This is a genomic window from Bowmanella pacifica (assembly GCF_014645355.1).
GTDB classification, from domain to species: Bacteria; Pseudomonadota; Gammaproteobacteria; order Enterobacterales; family Alteromonadaceae; genus Bowmanella; species Bowmanella pacifica.
Genome location: NZ_BMLS01000009.1, coordinates 39,255 through 59,577, shown reverse-complemented (window position 1 = coordinate 59,577; position 20,323 = coordinate 39,255). Strand labels below are relative to the sequence as shown.

Below are 20,323 nucleotides of genomic sequence, written 5' to 3'. Positions count from 1 at the left end.
TCCCATCGTTTAACCTTACCGTCTCGGCCGCGCTTACTCCGGTCTACATTGGTGTTCGTGCTCAAGCTCAGTGTAGCCCAACAGCAGTAACAAAAATATGTCAGCATAGGCATTGGCCTGCGCTGTGTTACCATGGCTTCAGGACAATAAAATCAACGCCTTATGCTACATCTTGTTCAATCAAACAAAATGGAAGTGCTGGCCGCACAGCTATGCCAGCAGATAGCCAACGACAGCCGAACCCTAGACAACCTGTTCGCGCCTCAACCTATTTGGGTGCAAAGCCCGGGGATGGCACAGTGGTTAAAGCTTAAGGTGGCCGAGTCTTTGGGCATCGCCGCCAATTTGGAGTTTCCGCTGCCTTCCAGCTTCATCTGGAATCAGTTGTATCAGCGATTATTGCCGGATTTACCCCAGCAATCGGCCTTTACCAAGGACAATATGACCTGGAAGCTGATGGCTATTTTGCCTGCGATATGCCAGCAGCCCGCTTTTAGCGCTGTAGCGGGGTACTTAGGGCAAGACGCCGAGCCTCAAGGGCTGAAGCTGTATCAGCTATGCCAGAAAATTGCCGACTTATTTGACCAATATCTGGTTTATCGTCCCGATTGGTTGCAAGCCTGGGAACAAGACGAGCGGGTAGAGCAGCTTCCGGACGCCGAGCAGCAGTGGCAGGCCCAGTTGTGGCAGGCATTGGGGCAATATACCGAGCACTTAGGGGAGTCACCCTGGCACAGAGGCAACTTGCATCATAGCTTGCTGGAAAAACTCCAACAGCAGGATTGCCGTGGATTTTTGCCTGCCACCTTGTTGGTGTTTGGCATTTCTGCCTTGCCTGCGCAGCAGTTGGAAATTCTGGATGCCCTGGCCAGACAGATAGAGGTGGTGATTTTCTGGTTTAACCCCAGTCAGCAGTACTGGGGAGATATTGTCGATGAAAAGCGCAAAGCACGGGCGGCATTAGCGCAATTGGCCGACGGCGATGAGCTGGTGGATTACCTGGATGTGGGCAATCCTTTGCTGGCCTCCTGGGGTAAGTTAGGCCAGGATTTTCAGGATATGCTACTGGAGCGGTCGCCCGAGCAGCACGATTTATTTGTTGAGCAGGTACCACAAAATCTGCTTGAGCATATACAGCATGAGATTCTTAACCTGACGTTGCGCGGCAGTCCGGAGCCGCTCAGTGCAGAGGCATTGCTTGGTCAAGATCAAAGTTTACCCAGACAAGTCATAGACGCTGGTGATAACAGCCTCAAGGTCGTTAGTTGCCATTCCAGGTTGCGGGAATTGGAAGTCTTGCATGACCACTTGCTGCGCTTTTTCCGTCAAGGTCCGGATAATCATCCCGGTGACGTGATTGTGATGATGCCGGATGTGGCCGAATATGCGCCGCTGATTCACGGGGTGTTTGGCGGCCACCGCCAGGAACTGGCTATTCCTTATGCCATTTCTGATCGCAGCTTAGTGCAAGAATCGCCGCTGCTGAATAGTTTTATCAGCCTTAATAAACTGCAATTGTCGCGCCTGACCCTGGCCGAAGTGCTGGATATTCTTGAGGTGCCAGCTATTTTGCGCCGTTTTGAGCTGAGCGACGGGGAATTTGCCCAGTTACGTCGTTGTTTGCTGGATGTGGGCGTGCGTTGGGGGCTGGATGGTCAGGACAAGCAGCGCTGGCAGTTGCCTGAGGATCAACAAAATACCTGGTTATTTGGCCTCAAACGTTTGATCAGTGGCTATGCCATGCAAAGCGAGTTGTATGCACAGCCCAGGCAGGATGGGCAACTACCTATTGCTCCCTATGGTGAACTGGAAGGGCAGAGTAGTCAGGTATTGGGTAAATTATTGTTGTTTTTACAACAACTCACCGATTGGCTTAGCTTCTGTCAGTGTGCCTTGCCGCTGTCCGAAAAGGTTGATTGGGTACTGGCACATATTGAACAGATGTATCTGGTGGACGGTGACGATGAAACTGTCTGGCTGGGGCTGCGCGAGGCGCTTAGTACCTTGTCTGAACACCAGCATCAATATGCATCAGCCATTGAACAGCAAGTGTTTTGTCAGGCGCTGGAGCAACAGTTGCAGGAGTCGGGGGTGGGGCAGCGGTTTTTGGCTGGCAGCGTGAACTTCTGCACACTGATGCCGATGCGCAGTGTGCCCTTTAAACTGGTATGTCTGCTGGGGATGAATGATGCGGACTACCCACGCCAGGTAACCCCCGTGGGCTTTGATTTGATGCAGCATAGCGCTGGCAGAAAAGGCGATCGTTCACGCCGCTTGGACGATAAGTATTTGTTTCTGGAGGCGCTGCTATCGGCCCGTGAGCAACTATATATCAGCTATCAGGGCCGCAGTGCCCGAGATAATCAGGCGCTGGTGCCCTCGGTATTGTTGAGCGAACTGCTGGACTATTGCCAACTGGTTTATTGTGACGAAGACGGTCGTCCGGTTGGCGATGGCCTTATTGAAATTCAGCATTTACAGCCTTTTCATGCCGACTATTTTGCTGCTGCTAAGCCGACGAGTTTTGACAGCTATTGGCTGAGCCTGGCCAGAGGGCAGTTTCAGCCACCGCTACCCAAAGCCTTTATGGTGGAAGGGCTGCCAGATATTGAGGTGCAAAGCACGCTGGGTTGTGAAGAGCTTATCGCCTTTATGCAAAATCCCGCCAAAGGTTTCTTCCAACTGCGTTGGCAGGCCAGATTTGGTTATCTGCCAGACAGTCTTGAGGAAGACGAACCTTTTGTATTGGATAGTTTGCAACGGTATCAGTTGCTCGACAGATTGGTTGACTGGCAACAAGGGGCAACAGAACAGGATAGCTTGGCAATCCGTCTGCGGGCGGAGGGACTGTTGCCGGGCGGACATGCCGGCACATTAGCGCTGGATGCGGTGATGCGCCAGGCGGCCGACATCCGCGAAAGACTAGCGCAATACTGCCTTGATCATCAGAGTGCGCGCGCGGTATTGCACCTGCAAGTGGCTGGGGTCACCATTCAAGGGTGGCAGGATCATATTTATGCCGACCAATTGGTATTGTGGCGGGCCGGCAAGGTGCGAGCCAAGGACAAGCTCTCTCTTTGGTTACGTATGCTGATGTTGTGTGCCAATGGTCATCAATTAAGCTCGGCGGTGTTTGTGGGCACGGATTCGGCGCCTTTTGTGCTCAAAGGTATGAGTCCAGAGCAAGCACTGGAATGCCTGATTGTCTACGTACAGGCTTGGCGGGACGGACATAAACAGCCTTTGCTGTTGTTGCCTGAATGCGCCTGGTTGTGGTTGGAAAAGGGCGATATGGACAAGGTCTTGAACACCTTTGTGGGTAACGATTTCGCCAGGGGCGAAGGCCAGGAAGTGCATATTGCCCGAATCTGGCCGGATCTGAGCTTGCACCAAGATGACTTTATTGCCGTTAGTCAGGCCATGCTTGGTCCGTTGTTTAGCTGGAGTCAGGCATGAAGCACTTACGTATTGCAGACTTCCCATTATCTGGACAGTCTTTGATTGAAGCGAGTGCCGGCACAGGCAAAACCTTCACTATTGTGCGGCTTTACTTGCGTTTGTTACTTGGTGTCGGCTGTGCGCCGCTGAATGTGGATCAGATCCTGGTGGTGACCTTTACCAATGCCGCTACCGCTGAGTTGAAAAGCCGCATCCGGGCTATTTTAGCCAAGGCTAATCTGGATATGTATGTGGGTGCCAGCGACGATCCGATTCTGGCCGCTTTGATTGAACAAGTTGAAGACCGCGCGTTGGCGTGTCGGCGTTTGCAGTTAGCATTACGACAGATGGATGAGGCGGCCGTCTTTACTATTCATGGTTTCTGTCAGCGGGTACTGACCCGCCATGCGTTTGAAAGTGGTAGCCGCTATCAACAAGAACTGATTCTGGATGAGTCCTTACATTTACATCAGGCCATTAAAGACTTTTGGCGCCTCAGGGTGTTGCAATTATCCGCCCCGCTTTTGGAAGTGGCGCTTGGCCTCTGGTCGCAGCCGCTAGCCTTGCTGGGGCAAGTGCGCAGCCTGTTGAATCAGCCGTTCTGTAGTCCGGATAAACCCGTTGCCCTCGAAGAGATACTGGCTAAGTATCAGTGGCTAGTGGCAGATACTAAAACCTGGTGGCAGAACAGTCAGGTCTTGGAGCGCTTGTGGCAGGCCAAACTCAATAAGCGTTCGCGTTTGGGGAAAGGTGAAATACTGACGCAGATGGACAGCTTTTGTCGAAGCGATGCGTTGTTTTTCAATCAGGGGGCCGGTTTTGCTGAGTTTCTGCCCGAAAAAGTAGCGAAGGCATTAAGTAAGAGCAGTCCGGATCTCTCCGACCTGGATTTTGCCCGCTTTGAACAGTTGGTTCGACTTGCTGAGCAATTGCACCAAGGAGTCAAAGTCACCCTTTGTTTGGACGCTATTGCGCATTTACGTCAACAACTGGCCAGCAGCAAATATGAGGCTAACCAATGGAGTCCGGACGACCTGCTTAATCACTTTGCCCAGGCTTTACAAGGTGTCAACGGCGAGGCACTGCAGGCGGCAGTTCGTCAGGCCTATCCGGCCGCCATGATTGACGAATTTCAGGATACCGATGCGGTGCAGTATGAGATTTTCAGTCAGTTGTACCCTGTCGCCACAAGCTTGTGCCTGATTATGATTGGCGATCCTAAGCAGGCCATTTATGGGTTTCGTGGTGCCGATATTTTTACCTATATGGAAGCCAAACAACGGGTGGGCGAGAGCCGTTGTTTTACCCTGGATACGAACTGGCGCTCTGAGCCCGCTATGGTTGAGGCGGTTAATCGACTGTTCAGTCAAAGCCCAGAGGGCTTTTTGTATAACCAGGAGATCCCATTTTTGCCGGTACGAGCCGGTCAGGATAGCAAGCGGCTGCTGATGGATGGTGAGCCGCAGGCCGGTTTGGCTTTTCAGCACTTAGACAGCGATGGCCCGCTGGGTTTCAACGCCGCGCAGCGGACGCTGGCCAGCCACTTTGCCGGACAGATCTGTCAGTGGTTAACCTGGGGAATGCAGGGGCGGGCGCAGATACGTCATGGCGGTCAACTTCGCGCAGTGCGTCCGGCCGATTGTGCTCTGTTGGTGCGAGACAGATTTGAAGCACAGCTGATGCGAGATGCGCTGGCCGAGTTGCAAATTGCGTCGGTGTTTTTGGTCAGAAAAAGTGTGTTCGCCACCCAAACTGCGGCGGATTTATTGCTGATATTGCAGGCTATGCATAGCCCAGGCGAAGAGGCTTTGGTGAAATCCGCCATGCTGACCGAGCTGGTGGGCTTAAATAGCACAGAATTTGAAAGCTGGCTGGCGGATGACAGCCGCTGGCAGGAATTGCTGGGGCAGTTTTATCACTGGCAACGGCTGTGGCAACGTCAGGGGATTGCCAGTGCGCTGGCGCAAATGCAGCAGCAACTGGGACTGATGCCATCCTTGCAGGCCCGTTTTGATGATGGTTTGCGCCGTATTACCGATCTGCGTCACTTGTTTGAGTTACTGCAGCAGCAAAGCCTGATTTTGCAGGGCGAAAGTCAGCTTTTACATTGGTTTGCGCAGACCTTACTGGAACCGGATGATAACCACGAAGGCCAGCAGTTACGCCTGGAAACCGATGATAATTTGGTGCAAATCGTCACCATGCACGCATCCAAGGGGCTAGAGTATCCGCTGGTGTTTATGCCCTTCGCCTGTCGTTATCAAAAGCGACTTGATCCCTTGTATCACGATGATGAGCGACGGCTGTGGGTAGACTTTCTCGGTCGGGAAGAAAGCCTGGCAAAGGCGAGCCGGGAAAAACTGGCTGAAGATATTCGCTTGCTCTATGTGGCCCTGACCCGCTCAGAGCATTGGTGCAGTGTGGGGGTCTTTGATACCACCGCAGGGGGGATGAGCCGCAGTTCAGCGCTTACTTCTACCGCGCTTGGGGCATTGTTGTTCGGCCCAGGCCGAGAGATGCCTGCGGCGGGGCTGGCTGTTTCGTTAAGTGCACTGGCAGACCAGCAACAAATATTCTACTGTCCCATGGCGCAGATGGAGCCGCTGTTATACGGCGCTATGACGGCTGAGCCTCAACAATTGGACTGCGCCAGAGTCGGGCGTAGCCTTCGCCAGAGCTGGCGTCTGACCAGCTACTCTGCCATTAGTCAGCAGCGGGATCATCTGCCGGCTCCAGGTCATGATGAGGGCGTAGTGCCAGTGACTCCTGTGCCAGACGCGCAGCCCAGTTTGGACAGATTTGGTTTTGTGAAAGGGGCGAAAGCCGGTTTGTTCCTGCACGCGGTGCTGGAGCAAGTCATGATGGCGGATAGTCCTGAACAAGGCCTGCGTATCAGTGAGGCGCAATTGCAGGCAAGTATCGAGCAGCAAGCCGAACTCTATGCTATTGAGCCTAGCTGGTATGAGGTGGTGCAGGACTGGCTGTGGGATGTTTTACATACCCCCCTGGAGCTAACGTCTGCGCTTTGTCTGGCAGATATTCGTCAGGCCAGAGTCGAACTTGAGTTTCATTTGCCGCTGCATCAGGTTCAGGCCCACAAGTTTAACCATATTCTGCAAACCCATATGCCACAAATGCCAGCACGTTACGACTTCGATACCTTAAACGGTATGCTCAAGGGCTTTGTGGATCTTATCTTTATCCACGACGGCAAGTTGTATGTGGCGGATTATAAATCTAACCATCTGGGGGGCGATTTCGTTAGTTATGGTCAGGCGCAGATGCGACAGGCTATGTTGGAGCACGACTATCAATTGCAGGCGGTGTTGTACTGTCTGGCTTTACACCGCTGGTTAAAAAGTCGGCTGAGCGACTATAACTATGACCGCCATGTGGGCGGTGCCTGCTATTGGTTTTTACGTGGCATGAGCCTTTCACAGCCCGGGCAGGGAATATTTCAGCTACGCCCGGAAAAAGCCATGATACAGGCCCTGGATGCGTTGTTTGAGGGCAAAAGTGCGGACAGCAGCCAAATGGAGCAACTGAGCTTATGTTAGATAGCGCATCCTTTTTAAAACCCTTATTGGATCCTAAGCGAAGTCCCTTGCCTTGTACCGGGCTTGATCTGGGGTTTGGGGACTTTATCACCGAAAGTGAGATGCAAGGCGGTGAACTGCAGGCCCAACAGTTGGGGCTGCTGGCAGCTATTGTTAGCCAGCAGTTAGGTGCCCAGCATGTGTGTGTTCAACTGGATGAACTTGCGCGTTTGTATAACCTGTGTGTGCCAGCGCTGGCCGAGCCCTTACCCATGTTATTTACCTCTCAACTGCAAGAGTTGCTGGAGGTGGCGGTGAGTGTTAGTAAGGCAGACGCCGAGCAGGCGGACAGAGTTTGTCCTCTTGTCCTTGATGGTCAGGCACTTTATCTGCAGCGTTATTGGCAGTACGAGGTGGCGCTGGCAGGGCAGTTGAAGCAATTGGCTGCCGGACAACTGTGCGTAGACCATGAGGGTGCTCGAGACTTACTTGAACAGCTTTTCGGTGCACCGCAGGAGGGCGTGGACTGGCAAAAGCTCGCTGTTATTCTGGCCGCCAGTCGCCAACTTTGTGTTATTACCGGCGGGCCGGGTACCGGCAAAACTACTACGGTCACCCGTTTAATGGCGCTGATTCAGGGATTGGCGGCCCATGCTAAAACGGCCCCTTTACGTATCGTACTGGCGGCGCCTACCGGTAAGGCGGCAGCCAGGCTCAGCGAGTCTATCGCGATGGCCAGGGAACGTTTGCCAGTCGCTCTACGCCAGCATTTACCTAGCGAAGCGGCCACCTTGCATCGTTTACTGGGCTATCAGCCCGGCAAGAGTACCTTCCGCCATCACCAGGATAATCCACTGGCGTTGGATATGCTGATTTTGGATGAAGCCTCTATGGTGGATCTGCCGCTGATGGCAAAGCTGTTGGTCGCGCTGCCGCAGCATGCCCGTTTGGTGATGCTGGGGGATCGTCAGCAGTTAGCGTCGGTTGAAGTCGGTTCGGTATTGGGAGACATCTGTCAAAGTCTACCTGATACCCTGTGGCTCAAAGAGCAGGGACAATACGATGCCACCACCACCAGGCTGCTTAATCAATTGGGCGATGCACAGCTTATCCCCGCCGAGAAGTCCGTAAGCCTGGTTCAGAACAATTTGGTGATGTTAAGAAAAAGCCATCGTTTCACCGCAGCAAGCGGTGTAGGGCAACTGGCCATGGCAATTAATCAGGGACAAGTGGCGGGCGTCGTGGCATGTTTGCGAAACCCGGCGCTGAGTGATGTCACTTGGTACAACAGGGCGGAGCCGGGACAAGTGGTTGAACTGATGTGCCGTCTGCTGCAGGACTATATGTCTGCGATAGCCAAGCTGGACCTGCGGGCCGCCTTTGCCGCATTGCAGGGACAGCAACTGCTGTGTGCTACCCGTCGTGGGCCATGGGGCGTTGAGCAGTTAAATGCGCGTATTGAGCTTGAGTTGACCCGTAGGGGAATGATTAAACCCACTCAGGAGCTTTATCCTGGCTGTCCGCTGATGGTCAGCCAAAATGACTATCAGGTGCGAGTATTTAACGGTGATATCGGCATTTGTATGGCGGATAGCGATGGGCTTTTGAAAGTATGGTTTATGCAGATGGATGGTAGTCTCAGAGCCTTGTTACCCAGCCGATTACCTGCCTGGCAAAAACTTTATGCTATGACCATTCATAAAAGTCAGGGCTCAGAGTTTGAACACGCTATTATCTGCCTGCCACAGGGGCATTCCAGCCTGCTCAATCGTGAATTGCTGTACACCGGCATCACCCGGGCTAGGAAGCAGGTCAGCCTGTTTGCTGATGAAGGACAGATTCAATCTGCCTTAACCTCTCATTGCCAACGTGGTTCGCGTTTGGCGGTTAGGTTGTCAGTGAGCTAAAACTAGGATTTTCAGCAACCGCTGCCACTAAGGGCTATGCTATGAGTGTGGGACTTACAGGCGGTGGGTCATTCGATTCAGATTACGTTGCTGGCGTTTTTTCCAGGCTTTGTTAACCGAATAGCGCCACAGCAGATTCATCCCAAAATACCCCAGCAAGCCGGCCGCAATGGCACAAATCCCGCAGCCTAATAAAAAGGCTGGACCTATGGTCTCCAGGCTTTGTACCACCCAGTCCCAGCTTAGTTGAAAGGTAAATTCCTGCGGGGGCTGGCCCAGTACACTGACCCCTACCAGATAAGCACCATAGAAAATCGGCGGCATAGTGAAAGGGTTGGTGATCCACACAGTGGCAACGGATAGCGGCAGATTGACTCGCAGAGGAATAGCGCAGGCTGCCGATAGCCACATTTGAAAAGGCACCGGCCAAAAGGCAAAAAACAACCCCAAGCCAAATGCCCCGCAGGCTGACTTGCGGTTCAAATGCCAGAGGTTGGCGTCATGTAGCAAGGTTCCGAAGACTTTAAGGGCTTTTTGTTCCTTAATGGACTCATGGCTGGGTAAAAAGCGCTTAATCATTTTCTTCGGCATAAACATCTCTGATTCGGGCACAGCCCAAGCGTAAAGGCGACATAACTATGGATGGTTGGCTTTTCAGTTTTATGACAGCAAGCGCGTTAACGCTGCTGTTACCTGAGCTTCCTGCCGCCTGGTTGTTACCTGTTCTGCTGTTTGGCGCCTTATGGTTTGCTTATGGACGCCATTGGGTATTGTCCGGTCTACTGACCGGCATGATCTGGATGGCGAGTGTAGGCCATTGGCAGCTTGCCTGGCAACTCCCAAACGACAAGATCCGACAAGTTGTACTGGTGGAAGGGCAAGTGGAAACCTTGCTAAGCAATACCTCCCCAAGTCGTTTTACCTTAAGGTTAACACGACTGGACGATACCGCACTGTGGCGTGATGTGCGACTGAGGTTAAGCTGGCGTTCCCCAGCGTGGCCGCTCAAACAGGGGCAGCGAGTTCGCCTGGCGGTAAAGCTTAGACCACCGCATGCCAGCCTTAATCTGGGTGGCTTTAATTACCAACAATGGATGTTCGCACAGGGGATCCGCGCCAGTGGTTATGTGGTTAGTGACCGCCAGGCAGAGCTATTGACCGAGGCGCCGACAATCAGGCAATGGTGGCTGGATCGTTTTGCCAGCTTGGAGCTGAAGCACAAAGCCTGGCTGGCGGCCCTTAGTTTGGGTTATCGGGGCTGGCTAACCACGCAGGATTGGTGGTTGGTACAACGGACCGGTATTGCTCACCTAATTGCTATTTCTGGTTTGCATCTGGGTATGGTGTCGGCCTTTGCCTATACCCTGATGGTGTGGGTAATGGGTCCGATACTGGGAAGAAAAAAACAGCGCATTAACCTGCACTTGTTGGCCCTTGGAGTGGCGCTGCTGTTGTCCTGCGGTTATGCCGCGCTGGCCGGATTTAGCCTGCCGACGGTACGCGCCTGGCTGATGTTGGTTATGCTGGTGTTGTTGCTCAGGAGTAATCTGTATTGGCGTCCGGCACGTCTTCTGCTGGTCTGTTTATCGCTGTTTGTACTGTTGTTTCCTCTTAGTCTGCTGTCCTTAAGTTTCTGGCTGAGTTTTACCGCGGTGTTGGTCATTTATCTGGTGTTCTGGCGCTGGCCGAACCGGCGACGAAACTGGTCACTGCTAACCGCTGGGCAGACCATGTTGCGTATGCAGTTGGCATTAAGTCTGTTGATGTTGCCGCTGGTTGCCTGGCAGTTCGGTGTGGTATCTCTGGTATCGCCGCTGGTGAATCTGCTGGCGGTGCCTTATGTTACCTTGCTATTGCTGCCCCTGTGCTTGCTGGCGTTGCTGTTTTTGGTGCTCGATAGAGCGTGGGGGCAAGCGCTGTATTCTGTGGCAGATCAGTTAGTCAGTCTGGGATTAAATGGGATCTCAGTGATAGAAAGCCTGATGCACAGCGCGCTGCTGGTACCGGCCTGGTCCGGCTGGGTATGGTTGTGTGCGCTGTTTGCCTGTATATGGCTTGCTTTACCGCAAGGCTTAGTGCATCGCGCCTTGGCGGTGGTGTTGTTGATACCGCTGCTTAGCGCCTGGTTGCCAAGCCGCGAACCCGGCTGGCGAATTGAGGTGTTGGATGTTGGACAGGGGCTGGCGGTCATAGTGCACCGTCAGGGCCGGGCCTTACTGTATGACACCGGGCCTGCTTATTTTTCGGGTGGCAGTGCAGCGCAAGCGCAAATATTGCCTTCCTTGCGGGCACTGGGCATCCGTCGTTTGGACTGGTTGTTTATCAGTCATCAGGACAATGATCATGCCGGGGGATTGCAGGATATTCTGGCGCATATGCCGGTGTCGGGATTGGTTACCAATCTGGGGCGTTGTCGGGCTGGCTGGCAACAGCAGTGGCAAGGGTTAAGGCTGGAGGTGCTATGGCCCCCAGACAACCAAACTGGCAGCCAGAATAATTTGTCCTGCGTATTAAAAGTCAGCGATGGTCAAACTGCCTTGTTGCTATCGGGAGATATTGAAAATACGGTGGAAAAGCAGTTAGTTGGGGCGGTTGATTTGCAAGCGCAGATTTTGCTTGCGCCGCACCATGGCAGTGCTACCTCATCGTCTGAGGCGTTTATTGCCGCAGTGCAACCACAGTATGTGGTTTTCAGTCAGGCGCGCTTTAATCGCTGGGGCTTTCCGCGGCCTGAAGTGCTGGCGGCCTATCAAGAAGCTGGCGTGCATACTTATCAAACGGCCGACACCGGACAGTTACGCTTTTATGTCAACAAGGGACGTATTCACATTCAGGCTGTGCGTCAATCCCGTCACAATCAATGGTACATGCAATCATCAATCCCCGGCACTTTGGACTAAAATTTGTACAAAAAACTATTGATAGTTGGGGAATTATTAGCTGGCGGTTACAATAGGTCGATTCGGCCCGGCTAACGCGGGCGTCAATGGAAAGTCTGTCCTGTCTCATGAGTAAAAAAATCAGCGCTTCCGTTTTTCCGCGCTTTCTTCGTTATCTGCGCGAGTTTAAGCTGGCCTTTGTGATGGCCATTGTTGGCATGATTGGTTATTCGGCCGTGGATGCCTTTGTTATTTTCCAGATGCAGCCACTGATTGATGAAAGCCTGGTCAAAGGCAATGTGGACTACTTGCGTCTGGCTGCCTATCTGGTACTGCCGCTATTTATTCTGCGTGGTTTGTTCAACTTTATGGGCAGCTACAGTTTGTCCTGGGTGGGCAATCAGGTGGTGATGCGTATGCGCCAGCAGCTCTTTAATCAATATATGCATCTGCCGGTGTCCTATCATGATCAGCATTCCTCCGGACAGATGATTTCCAAGGTGATTTACGATACCGAGCAGGTGGCTAACGCCGCGGGTAAAGCATTGTTAACCCTAGTGCGCGAGGGTGCTTTGGTGGTGTACCTGCTGGCCATTATGTTCTATCACTCCTGGCAGCTGTCACTGATCTTTTTGCTAATCGGCCCTGTGGTGGCAGTGATAGTGTCTGTGGTCAGTAAACGTTTTCGCCTGGTCAGTCGTAATATTCAAAAGGCCATGGGTAGCGTTACCAATGTGGTGGAACAGGTTATAAAGGGCCATAAAGTGGTGCTGATGTTCGGCGGCCAGAAACTAGAAGAAGAGCGCTTCGCTGAGCGTAATAACCATAACCGACAGCAGAACATGAAGCTGGTAGTGTCAAGACTGTTAAGTGAATCCAGCATTCAGATCATTGCCTCTATTGCATTGGCCGTGGTGCTGTATTTGGCCAGTACCCCGGGCATGATTGAGAACCTTACCGCCGGTGTGTTTACCTCTGTGGTGGTGAGTATGACCATGCTACTCAAACCCCTTAAACAGCTCACCACGGTTAATGCCGAGTTTCAGCGTGGTATGGCAGCCTGTGCCAGTGTGTTTGAAGTGCTGGATGAGCAGCGTGAGCAGGACAACGGCACCGTTCATATAGCGCGCGCCCTCGGCGATATTCGTTTTGATAATGTGGATTTTGCCTACCCGGGTAAAAACAGTAATGCCTTAAAAGGCATCAGCTTTCATGTAGCACCCGGCAAGAGCCTGGCATTGGTGGGGCGTTCGGGAAGCGGTAAATCCACTATATCCAGCCTGTTAACGCGTTTTTACCAGGTGGAGAAGGGCGGTATCAGTCTGGATGGCCATGAACTTAATGATATTTGTCTGAAAGATTTGCGGCGCCAGTTCGCCCTGGTGTCTCAGCATGTCACGTTATTTAACGACAGCATTGCCAATAACATTGCCTATGGTGCGGATAGCTCCGTCAGCCGTGCCAAAATCGAAGAAGCGGCCAAAATTGCCCATGTGATGGAATTTGTCGAGCAGTTGCCGGATGGACTGGACACTAACATTGGTGAGAATGGGTTGATGTTATCCGGTGGCCAGCGTCAGCGTATCGCCATTGCCCGGGCTATTCTGCGTGATGCGCCCATTTTGATACTGGACGAGGCCACGTCGGCCCTGGATACCGAGTCCGAGCGGCTGATTCAGGACGCCTTGGATAAACTTCAGCAGGACAGAACCAGTATTTTGGTAGCGCACCGTTTATCCACTATTGAAAATGCCGATGAGATATTAGTCATTGACCAGGGGCGTATCCTGGAGCAAGGCAACCATAAAACCTTACTGGAAAAAGACGGTGCCTATGCACTGCTGCATAAAATGCAGTTCAAGGAAGGAATGGGCGAATCGTGAGTTGGTTGGAAAAACGTTGGTATCAGCCTGATGTGTTGATCTGGCTGTTACTGCCGCTGAGCTTAATATTCTGGTTGTTGTCCGCTACGCGGCGCTGGCTGTTTCGACTGGGCATTAAGCGCAGTATTAAGGTCGCTGCGCCGGTAATTGTGGTGGGCAATATCTCGGTGGGGGGCAATGGTAAGACCCCTATGGTGATCCGCTTGTGTCAGCTTCTGAAACAGCAGGGCTTTCACCCTGGTGTTGTGAGTCGTGGTTATGGTGGCAAAGCGCCGTATTACCCTTATAGCCTGTCAATGAACAGCGATCCTAAGTTGGTAGGGGATGAGCCTGTGATGATGCGACATCACATCGGGTGCCCTATGGTGGTGGCTCCAGACAGAGTGCGCGGCGCGCAATATCTGATTGAACAACATAAGTGCAATATCATTGTGTGTGACGATGGCCTACAGCACTACCGTTTGGCGCGGGATATCGAAATTCTGGTGATGGATGGGGCCAGACGCAACGGTAATGGCCATTTACTGCCTATGGGCCCACTTCGCGAAGGTCTTTGGCGGATGAAAACGGTGGACTTTGTGGTCGTCAACGGTGGCGTCGCACAGGAAGGTGAATACTTGATGTCATTGGAGCCAGGCCAACTGGTGAATGTGAAGTATCCCAGTCAGACCCAATCTATTTCTGAATTAAAGCGTCCGGCCATCGCTATGGCCGGTATAGGCAACCCAGAACGTTTCTTCAAACTGTTGGCGACCCGGCAGGTTAAATTAAAAGAGCGCCTGGTGTTTGCCGATCATCATCCGTTTAAGGACGGCGATATACCGGATGACCTGGTATTGATGACCGAAAAAGACGCGGTGAAGTGTCGCGATTTTGCAAAGTCCCAATGGTGGTACTTACCGGTAAGTGCTAAGTTAACCGAACAATTTAAACAACGATTGCTGGAAAAAATTCATGGCATTTGACAAGAAGTTACTGGACATTCTGGCGTGTCCAACATGTAAGGGTAAGCTGATTTATCAGGCCGACAACGCCGAGTTGGTCTGCCGTTTTGATCGCCTGGCTTTTCCCATTCGCGATAACATTCCTGTGATGCTGGAAAATGAGGCCCGTAGTTTGTCCTTAGATGAACTTGAACAGATTAAAGGCTGATAAACCATGAAATTTACCTGCATTATTCCGGCCCGTTATGCTTCTAGCCGTTTTCCCGGTAAACCTCTGGTGGATATTGATGGCAAGCCCATGATCCAACATGTGGTGGAACGTGCGCTGGAGTCAGGCGCCAGTCGGGTGGTGGTGGCCACCGATGACGAACGTATCAGCGAGGTGGTGAAGAGCTTCGGTGGGCAGGTTTGTATGACCGGCCGTCATCATGAGTCAGGCACCGAACGTTTGGCTGAAGTGGTGGAAGTGCTTGGCCTGGATGCAGAGGAAATTGTGGTCAATGTGCAGGGGGACGAACCTTTTGTGCCCGCCGCCATTATCCAGCAGGTGGCAGAGAACTTAAGCCAGCATGCTCAGGCTGAGATGGCTACCCTGGCAGTACGGTTGAGCGATGTGGAAGAGCTATTTAACCCCAATGTGGTCAAGGTGGTTACGGATAAGCTGGGCTACGCGCTGTATTTCAGCCGTGCCACTATTCCTTATGACAGGGCGCGTTTTCTCGACGCCGACAGTATTGATGAGATTGGCGATTATTACCTTCGTCATATTGGCATCTATGCTTATCGGGCAGGTTTTATTAAGCAATATGTGAATATGGCGCCGTCCGGACTTGAGCAGATTGAGTCGCTGGAGCAGCTAAGGGTGTTGTGGCATGGCGAAAAAATCCATGTTGATGTGGCTCTTCAGGCGCCACCAGCGGGGATTGATACCCCCGAAGACCTGGCTCGCGTGTTAAGCCAGTTGAGCTAGAGGAGAAGACAATGGCAACCGTCGTCATTACCGGTGCGGGCCGTGGAATTGGTCTGGCACTGGTGCAACAATTTTTGCAGCGTGGGGATAAGGTATTCGGTCTGTGCCGGCATGCCAGCGATGAACTTAAACAAAGCGGCGCCGAGGTTCTTGAAGGTGTAGATGTGGCCGATATTACCGGTCTGGCGAAAGCGCTCGAACCCTTGGCCAACGTACAGATTGATATTCTGATTAATAATGCCGGTGTGTTGGGTAACGAAAGTTTTGATCGCCCCGATCCTGCCAGTGTGGAACATCAATTCCGCGTGAATGCGCTAGGGCCGTTGATGGTTAGCCAATTGTTGGCTACTCATATGCAAAAAGGCGGCAAGATTGCCATGATCACCAGCCGTATGGGCTCCATGGCTGATAACGGTTCGGGTGGCTATTATGGTTATCGTATGTCTAAGGCGGCGCTGAATGCCGCTGGTGTCTCCATGGCTCGCGACCTTGCCCAGCGTGGTATTGCCGTTGCCTTATTGCATCCAGGTTATGTGCAGACGCAGATGGTAAATTTTGGCGGCGATGTGTCAGCTGAGGTTTCTGCATCGCGTTTGGTGCAGCGCATCGAAGCCCTTACTCTGGATAACTCTGGCCAGTTTTGGCATGCCAACGGTGACGCCTTACCCTGGTAATCTACAAAAATTCTCTTTGCTGGCTTGTTCTGCAATTGATCCTGCTATAAGTTAACAAAGTGTCACTAAGCGTGGCACTTTGTAATCGATGTGTGCTCATCAGAATGCAGGATAGTTAGATTGCAGAATGTCATCATCCAAGCCTGTTCAGAGCAGGACAAGGAGTGGTTAAGCCACGTCCACAATGGTACGCGTATTGATATTCAACTTTTGGATCAATACGACAGTCGTTTTCAAAGTGAGTTAATAGGTTACCGGTTTGGCCGCTATCTGATTATTCGGTTTGACGAATTTGTCATTCCACAAAGTATGAATTGCACCGGGTTAATTGCCGTCTGCCGGTTCTTAATCGAAGACAGTCTGGGCGAATGCTTTGCCTTTAAGAGTGAAATCGTCAATACCTTAAGGCGTCCCGATAAACTTTTGTTTATGGCGTTTCCTCGTGAAATTCACCGCCGACCACTGCGAGCCACCAAGCGTCAGAGCTTGAAGATACCTGCCTCTATTTCATTACGTAGTACCCAGGGCGTCTCTCCGTCTTTTGATGGTGCGCTGATTGATCTGTCCGCTAAGGGCTGTCGCTTTCAGTTTGATGCCTCTCATACGGGGCGTAAGGTTAATCTACTGCCCATTTTGATTCGTATCGACTGGCCTGAACGGGGTATCCAAAAGGAAGTCAGTGGGATGGTCAGAAATTCAAAAATGCAGGATGGTTTTCTGACTATCGGTGTGCAGTTTGACGAAGTGCAGCCGGACTTGGACATTTCACTCTGATTGCACTTTACTAGTTGCTAGATTGTGCCGCCGTTGGCGGCATTACCTTTCCTATTTCCTGCACAGCGCCACAGCCTAGAGGAGTTGAATCATGCAGCCAACGTTCAACGAATCTGACAAGGCCGATGACCACTATTGGATCCAACATTTAACCTTTGGGATGCGCGTCGACGTACAACTTCTCGAGCTGCAAAAACGTCGCTACCATGCCGAGTTGATGGGACTGCGTATTGGCCGCTATATCGCGCTTCGCTTTGAGCCACAAAACTGGCCGTTAGGCGAGCAGTTAACTGGTATGGCGGTGGTCTGTCGTTACCTGGTTGAAGACGAGTTGGGTACCATCTTCGCTTTTAAAGCCGAAGTTTTACAGTTACTGCGCTTTCCCGATCATCTGATTTTCCTGAGCTTCCCTGAGGATGTGGCTAAACGCAGTCTGCGCGACACCGCGCGCAATGAGGTTAATCTGCCCGTCACTGCTACCTTTGCCGATAAAAGCTATGTTGGCCAGATCACCGATATATCCGAAGGGGGGTGCCGGCTGCTGCTGCCTGAGGCTCCCGAACTGCAAGACTGGGACAAGGCTGACGTTTCGTTGGCCATAGAATGCACACAATCTCCAACACAGCCTCTCATTGCCCATGTGCGCAACCATCGGGAAGGGCGGGATGGCGTGAGCGTCGGCATGCAGTTTGCCGCTCCTCAGGCCTGGGTACAGAATTTACCCTGAGCATTGCCTTTTGTTTACAATTATTTAAAGTGTTGAAACCTGTAAACAGAGAGGAAGGCCATGGGCCCCCTGATGCTTGACTTGGCTGGTCATGAGCTGAGCGAAGAAGAAAAAGACATTCTGGATCATCCATTGGTTGGCGGCATAATATTAACCAGATGTAACTTTTATAATCTTGAACAACTCCGTGAATTAATCACCCAGACCCGTGCATCTGCACGTAATACGCTGTTGATTGGTATTGAACAAGAAGGCGGTACAGGTCAGGTGTTGAAAGTCGGGCTGAGTCCTTTGCCCCCTTTATCGTCGTTATTCAGATGCGCAGAAGGGCAGTTGGATAACGCCTGTCATTTGGCTTATCAGGCCGGATGGCTAACGGCGGCGGAATTGCTGGCATTGGATATCGATCTGTCCTTTGGTCCTGTGCTGGATATTCTTGGCCCCTCCCCCTTGGTTGCCGGGCGTGCGTTTCACAGCAAATCGCAGCAGGTTATTGAAATGGCCGCCAGCTACGCCAAAGGCATGCATGAGGCGGGTATGAAAACCGTTGGCAAGCATTTCCCTGGGCTTGGTTATGTGCAGGACGCCGAAAAGCGCGTCGACCCCAGGCCCCTGGCAGAGATTCGCCACCATGATCTGCGGGTGTTTCAGGCCATGCAGCAGCAAAACTTGTTGGATGCCGTGATGGTGGCCCATGTGCAGTATCCGGCGGTAGATAAGTTGTTGGCTTGTTACTCTCGTCGCTGGTTACGGGATATTTTGCGCAAGGAATTAGACTTTGACGGCGTGGTGTTCTCCGGCAACTTGAGTGCCAGTGTTAGCAATACTCGTGAATTTGCCGAGAAGGCCCGCCTGGCCCTGGATGCCGGATGCGATATGGTGTTGGTTTGTGGCAACCGGGACGGTGCTATCGCCGTTTTGGATGCGTTACCAAGTAGCTACCAGGCTAGTGAACGCTTGAATACGCTACGCAAGTCCGACGCTCCCAGTCTCTCTGCATTACGTACAAAAACACTATGGCAAACTGCCAATTCAGCGATGGAATCACTACATGCCGGTTAAAACCTCGTTATTGCTGTCTGGTCCAATATTGGCGGCGTTGTTGTGGGGGATTTTGTATCAGCAAGGTCTGCCTTTACCCATTATCTGGACAGCCAGTATCACCTTACTGACGGCGTTTTACTGGATCACCGAGGCGCTGCCTATTCCGGCAACGTCCCTTATCCCCTTCGCTGCCTTTCCCATGACAGGGGTGCTCACCCATCAACAGGCGGCGTCTTCGCTGGGAAGTCATGTCATTATTCTGCTGATGGGGGCCTTTATGCTCTCTAAAGCGTTGGAGAAATCCAATGTGCACAGTCGCTTTGCCTTTTACATGGTCAAACTCACCGGGGCTGACAGTGCCAGACGTTTGGTATTGGGATTTATGCTTACCGCGGCACTGCTGTCTATGTGGATTTCCAACACCGCCACCACCTTGATGTTATTGCCTATTGCGCTGGCCGTTATCGCCAGGGTGCAGGAGCCGCGTCTGGCGGCAGCTATTTTATTGGGTATTGCGTACTCTGCCAGTTTGGGTGGGGTCGGCACGCCTATTGGCACGCCGCCAAATATCATTTTTATGAGTGTTTACAGTCAGTCTCAGGGCAAAGAAATCAGCTTTCTGGATTGGATGAGCTTTGGCGTACCCATAGTGCTGATCGCTATTCCATTGATGGCGTTGTGGCTGACCCGGGGATTGGGGGCGCTGAACAATCTGCAGATACCGGCAGCGGGACGCTGGGATAGCGGCGAGAAACGTGTGTTATATGTGTTTTCAGTGGTGGCGGCAGCCTGGATTTTCCGTCCCTATTGGACCGAATGGCTGGGTCTTGAGTCGGTCGGTGACAGCACCATCGCTTTGGCTGGCGTGGTGGCCATGTTTTTAACCCCCACAGGTAAAGAAGCCGGTGAAAAACTCCTGGATTGGAAAACCGCCAATGATATTCCCTGGGGGATGCTGTTGTTATTTGCCGGAGGGATCTGTGTCGCCAAGGCTTTTGATGCCTCTGGTTTAAGTGCTGCTATGGGGCAGTGGTTGGGCGGCTTATCTGAACTTCCTGTGCTGCTGCTGATTCTGGCTTTGTGTTTGTTTGTGACCTTTTTGACCGAGATCACTTCCAATACGGCAACTGCCACCTTGCTGATGCCTATTCTCGCCACTGCCGGTGTGGCAGCAGGGGTAGACCCTAAACTTTTGATGATCCCTGCGGCCATCAGCGCCAGCTGTGCTTTTATGTTGCCGGTTGCCACGGCACCCAATGCCATAGTGTACAGTACCGATAAGGTATCTATTAGAACCATGGCGCGGGAAGGTTTGATGCTGAACCTGTTGGTGGCCGTTGTCGTTAGTCTGGTGATATATGTCGCCCTGGCCTGATGTAGAACATCAATCCTAGGGCGCAAGTGTAAAGAATTCGTCAAGGTCGATAATGCCAGGTCAAAGAATAGTAAATTAACTCTCAGCGCCTTCTATTGGTCGAAGTTTGGGAGGCGTTTTTCAGGACTTGCTTTATAGTCCGTACCCGTTTGAATCCAAATATAAACAGCTC

General features: G+C 52.2%; 14 protein-coding genes. 13 read left to right on the top strand and 1 reads right to left on the bottom strand.

Annotated features, from left to right (window positions below; translation table 11 throughout):
- The first annotated feature begins 162 nt into the window (after positions 1 to 162).
- Genes recC through recD form a run of 3 tightly spaced genes read left to right on the top strand, consistent with a single transcriptional unit; the run spans position 163 to position 8,881 of the window.
- The gene (gene recC / locus IEX02_RS19295; RefSeq protein WP_188699081.1) at positions 163 to 3,456 is read left to right on the top strand and encodes an exodeoxyribonuclease V subunit gamma; all 3,294 of its coding nucleotides are present in this window, start codon (positions 163 to 165) and stop codon (positions 3,454 to 3,456) included.
- Positions 3,453 to 6,995 (top strand): exodeoxyribonuclease V subunit beta, encoded by a 3,543-nt coding sequence (gene recB / locus IEX02_RS19290; RefSeq protein ID WP_188699078.1) that lies wholly within the window; start codon positions 3,453 to 3,455, stop codon positions 6,993 to 6,995. The genes recC and recB overlap by 4 nt, the downstream gene beginning before the upstream one ends.
- On the top strand, positions 6,989 to 8,881 hold the full coding sequence (gene recD, locus IEX02_RS19285) for an exodeoxyribonuclease V subunit alpha (RefSeq protein ID WP_188699076.1): 1,893 nt from the start codon (positions 6,989 to 6,991) through the stop codon (positions 8,879 to 8,881). Before recB ends, recD begins: the two co-directional genes overlap by 7 nt.
- Positions 8,882 to 8,935: 54 nt before the next feature.
- On the opposite strand, the gene IEX02_RS19280 is transcribed toward recD, so the two are convergent.
- Complete coding sequence (locus IEX02_RS19280; RefSeq protein ID WP_188699075.1) at positions 8,936 to 9,472, bottom strand: DUF2062 domain-containing protein; 537 nt, start codon at positions 9,470 to 9,472, stop codon at positions 8,936 to 8,938.
- Positions 9,473 to 9,519: 47 nt separating this feature from the next.
- Here IEX02_RS19280 and IEX02_RS19275 point away from each other — a divergent pair, with 47 nt between their 5' ends.
- The 10 genes from IEX02_RS19275 (at position 9,520) to IEX02_RS19230 (ending at position 20,151) form a co-directional block, all read left to right on the top strand.
- On the top strand, positions 9,520 to 11,781 hold the full coding sequence (locus tag IEX02_RS19275) for a DNA internalization-related competence protein ComEC/Rec2 (RefSeq protein ID WP_188699073.1): 2,262 nt from the start codon (positions 9,520 to 9,522) through the stop codon (positions 11,779 to 11,781).
- 107 nt (positions 11,782 to 11,888) lie between these two features.
- Positions 11,889 to 13,643, top strand: coding sequence for a lipid A export permease/ATP-binding protein MsbA (msbA, locus tag IEX02_RS19270; RefSeq protein WP_188699071.1), 1,755 nt, complete (start codon positions 11,889 to 11,891; stop codon positions 13,641 to 13,643).
- Positions 13,640 to 14,608 carry a tetraacyldisaccharide 4'-kinase gene (lpxK, locus tag IEX02_RS19265; RefSeq protein WP_229702299.1) on the top strand — a complete coding sequence of 323 codons (969 nt, stop codon included), beginning with the start codon at positions 13,640 to 13,642 and terminating at the stop codon, positions 14,606 to 14,608. Before msbA ends, lpxK begins: the two co-directional genes overlap by 4 nt.
- Complete coding sequence (locus IEX02_RS19260) at positions 14,598 to 14,795, top strand: Trm112 family protein (RefSeq protein ID WP_188699069.1); 198 nt, start codon at positions 14,598 to 14,600, stop codon at positions 14,793 to 14,795. Before lpxK ends, IEX02_RS19260 begins: the two co-directional genes overlap by 11 nt.
- Before the next feature lie 6 nt (positions 14,796 to 14,801).
- A complete protein-coding gene (gene kdsB, locus IEX02_RS19255) occupies positions 14,802 to 15,557 on the top strand; it encodes a 3-deoxy-manno-octulosonate cytidylyltransferase (protein ID WP_188699068.1) in 756 nt (251 codons plus the stop codon).
- Positions 15,558 to 15,568: 11 nt separating this feature from the next.
- Positions 15,569 to 16,231 (top strand): SDR family oxidoreductase, encoded by a 663-nt coding sequence (locus tag IEX02_RS19250; protein ID WP_188699067.1) that lies wholly within the window; start codon positions 15,569 to 15,571, stop codon positions 16,229 to 16,231.
- A gap of 120 nt (positions 16,232 to 16,351) precedes the next feature.
- Positions 16,352 to 17,005, top strand: coding sequence for a PilZ domain-containing protein (locus IEX02_RS19245; RefSeq protein WP_188699066.1), 654 nt, complete (start codon positions 16,352 to 16,354; stop codon positions 17,003 to 17,005).
- A gap of 91 nt (positions 17,006 to 17,096) precedes the next feature.
- A complete protein-coding gene (locus IEX02_RS19240) occupies positions 17,097 to 17,732 on the top strand; it encodes a PilZ domain-containing protein (protein WP_188699065.1) in 636 nt (211 codons plus the stop codon).
- Positions 17,733 to 17,804: 72 nt separating this feature from the next.
- A complete protein-coding gene (gene nagZ / locus IEX02_RS19235; protein WP_188699064.1) occupies positions 17,805 to 18,794 on the top strand; it encodes a beta-N-acetylhexosaminidase in 990 nt (329 codons plus the stop codon).
- Positions 18,784 to 20,151 carry an SLC13 family permease gene (locus IEX02_RS19230; RefSeq protein WP_188699063.1) on the top strand — a complete coding sequence of 456 codons (1,368 nt, stop codon included), beginning with the start codon at positions 18,784 to 18,786 and terminating at the stop codon, positions 20,149 to 20,151. The genes nagZ and IEX02_RS19230 overlap by 11 nt, the downstream gene beginning before the upstream one ends.
- Positions 20,152 to 20,323: the final 172 nt, after the last annotated feature.

Coding starts and splice junctions, on each gene's coding strand:
- IEX02_RS19230 (WP_188699063.1), top strand. CDS start 18,784: ATGCCGGTTAAAACCTCGTTATTGCTGTCTGGTCCAATATTGGCGGCG.
- msbA (WP_188699071.1), top strand. CDS start 11,889: ATGAGTAAAAAAATCAGCGCTTCCGTTTTTCCGCGCTTTCTTCGTTAT.
- recC (WP_188699081.1), top strand. CDS start 163: ATGCTACATCTTGTTCAATCAAACAAAATGGAAGTGCTGGCCGCACAG.
- recB (WP_188699078.1), top strand. CDS start 3,453: ATGAAGCACTTACGTATTGCAGACTTCCCATTATCTGGACAGTCTTTG.
- IEX02_RS19260 (WP_188699069.1), top strand. CDS start 14,598: ATGGCATTTGACAAGAAGTTACTGGACATTCTGGCGTGTCCAACATGT.
- nagZ (WP_188699064.1), top strand. CDS start 17,805: ATGCTTGACTTGGCTGGTCATGAGCTGAGCGAAGAAGAAAAAGACATT.
- kdsB (WP_188699068.1), top strand. CDS start 14,802: ATGAAATTTACCTGCATTATTCCGGCCCGTTATGCTTCTAGCCGTTTT.
- IEX02_RS19275 (WP_188699073.1), top strand. CDS start 9,520: ATGGATGGTTGGCTTTTCAGTTTTATGACAGCAAGCGCGTTAACGCTG.
- IEX02_RS19280 (WP_188699075.1), bottom strand. CDS start 9,472: ATGCCGAAGAAAATGATTAAGCGCTTTTTACCCAGCCATGAGTCCATT.
- recD (WP_188699076.1), top strand. CDS start 6,989: ATGTTAGATAGCGCATCCTTTTTAAAACCCTTATTGGATCCTAAGCGA.
- IEX02_RS19250 (WP_188699067.1), top strand. CDS start 15,569: ATGGCAACCGTCGTCATTACCGGTGCGGGCCGTGGAATTGGTCTGGCA.
- IEX02_RS19240 (WP_188699065.1), top strand. CDS start 17,097: ATGCAGCCAACGTTCAACGAATCTGACAAGGCCGATGACCACTATTGG.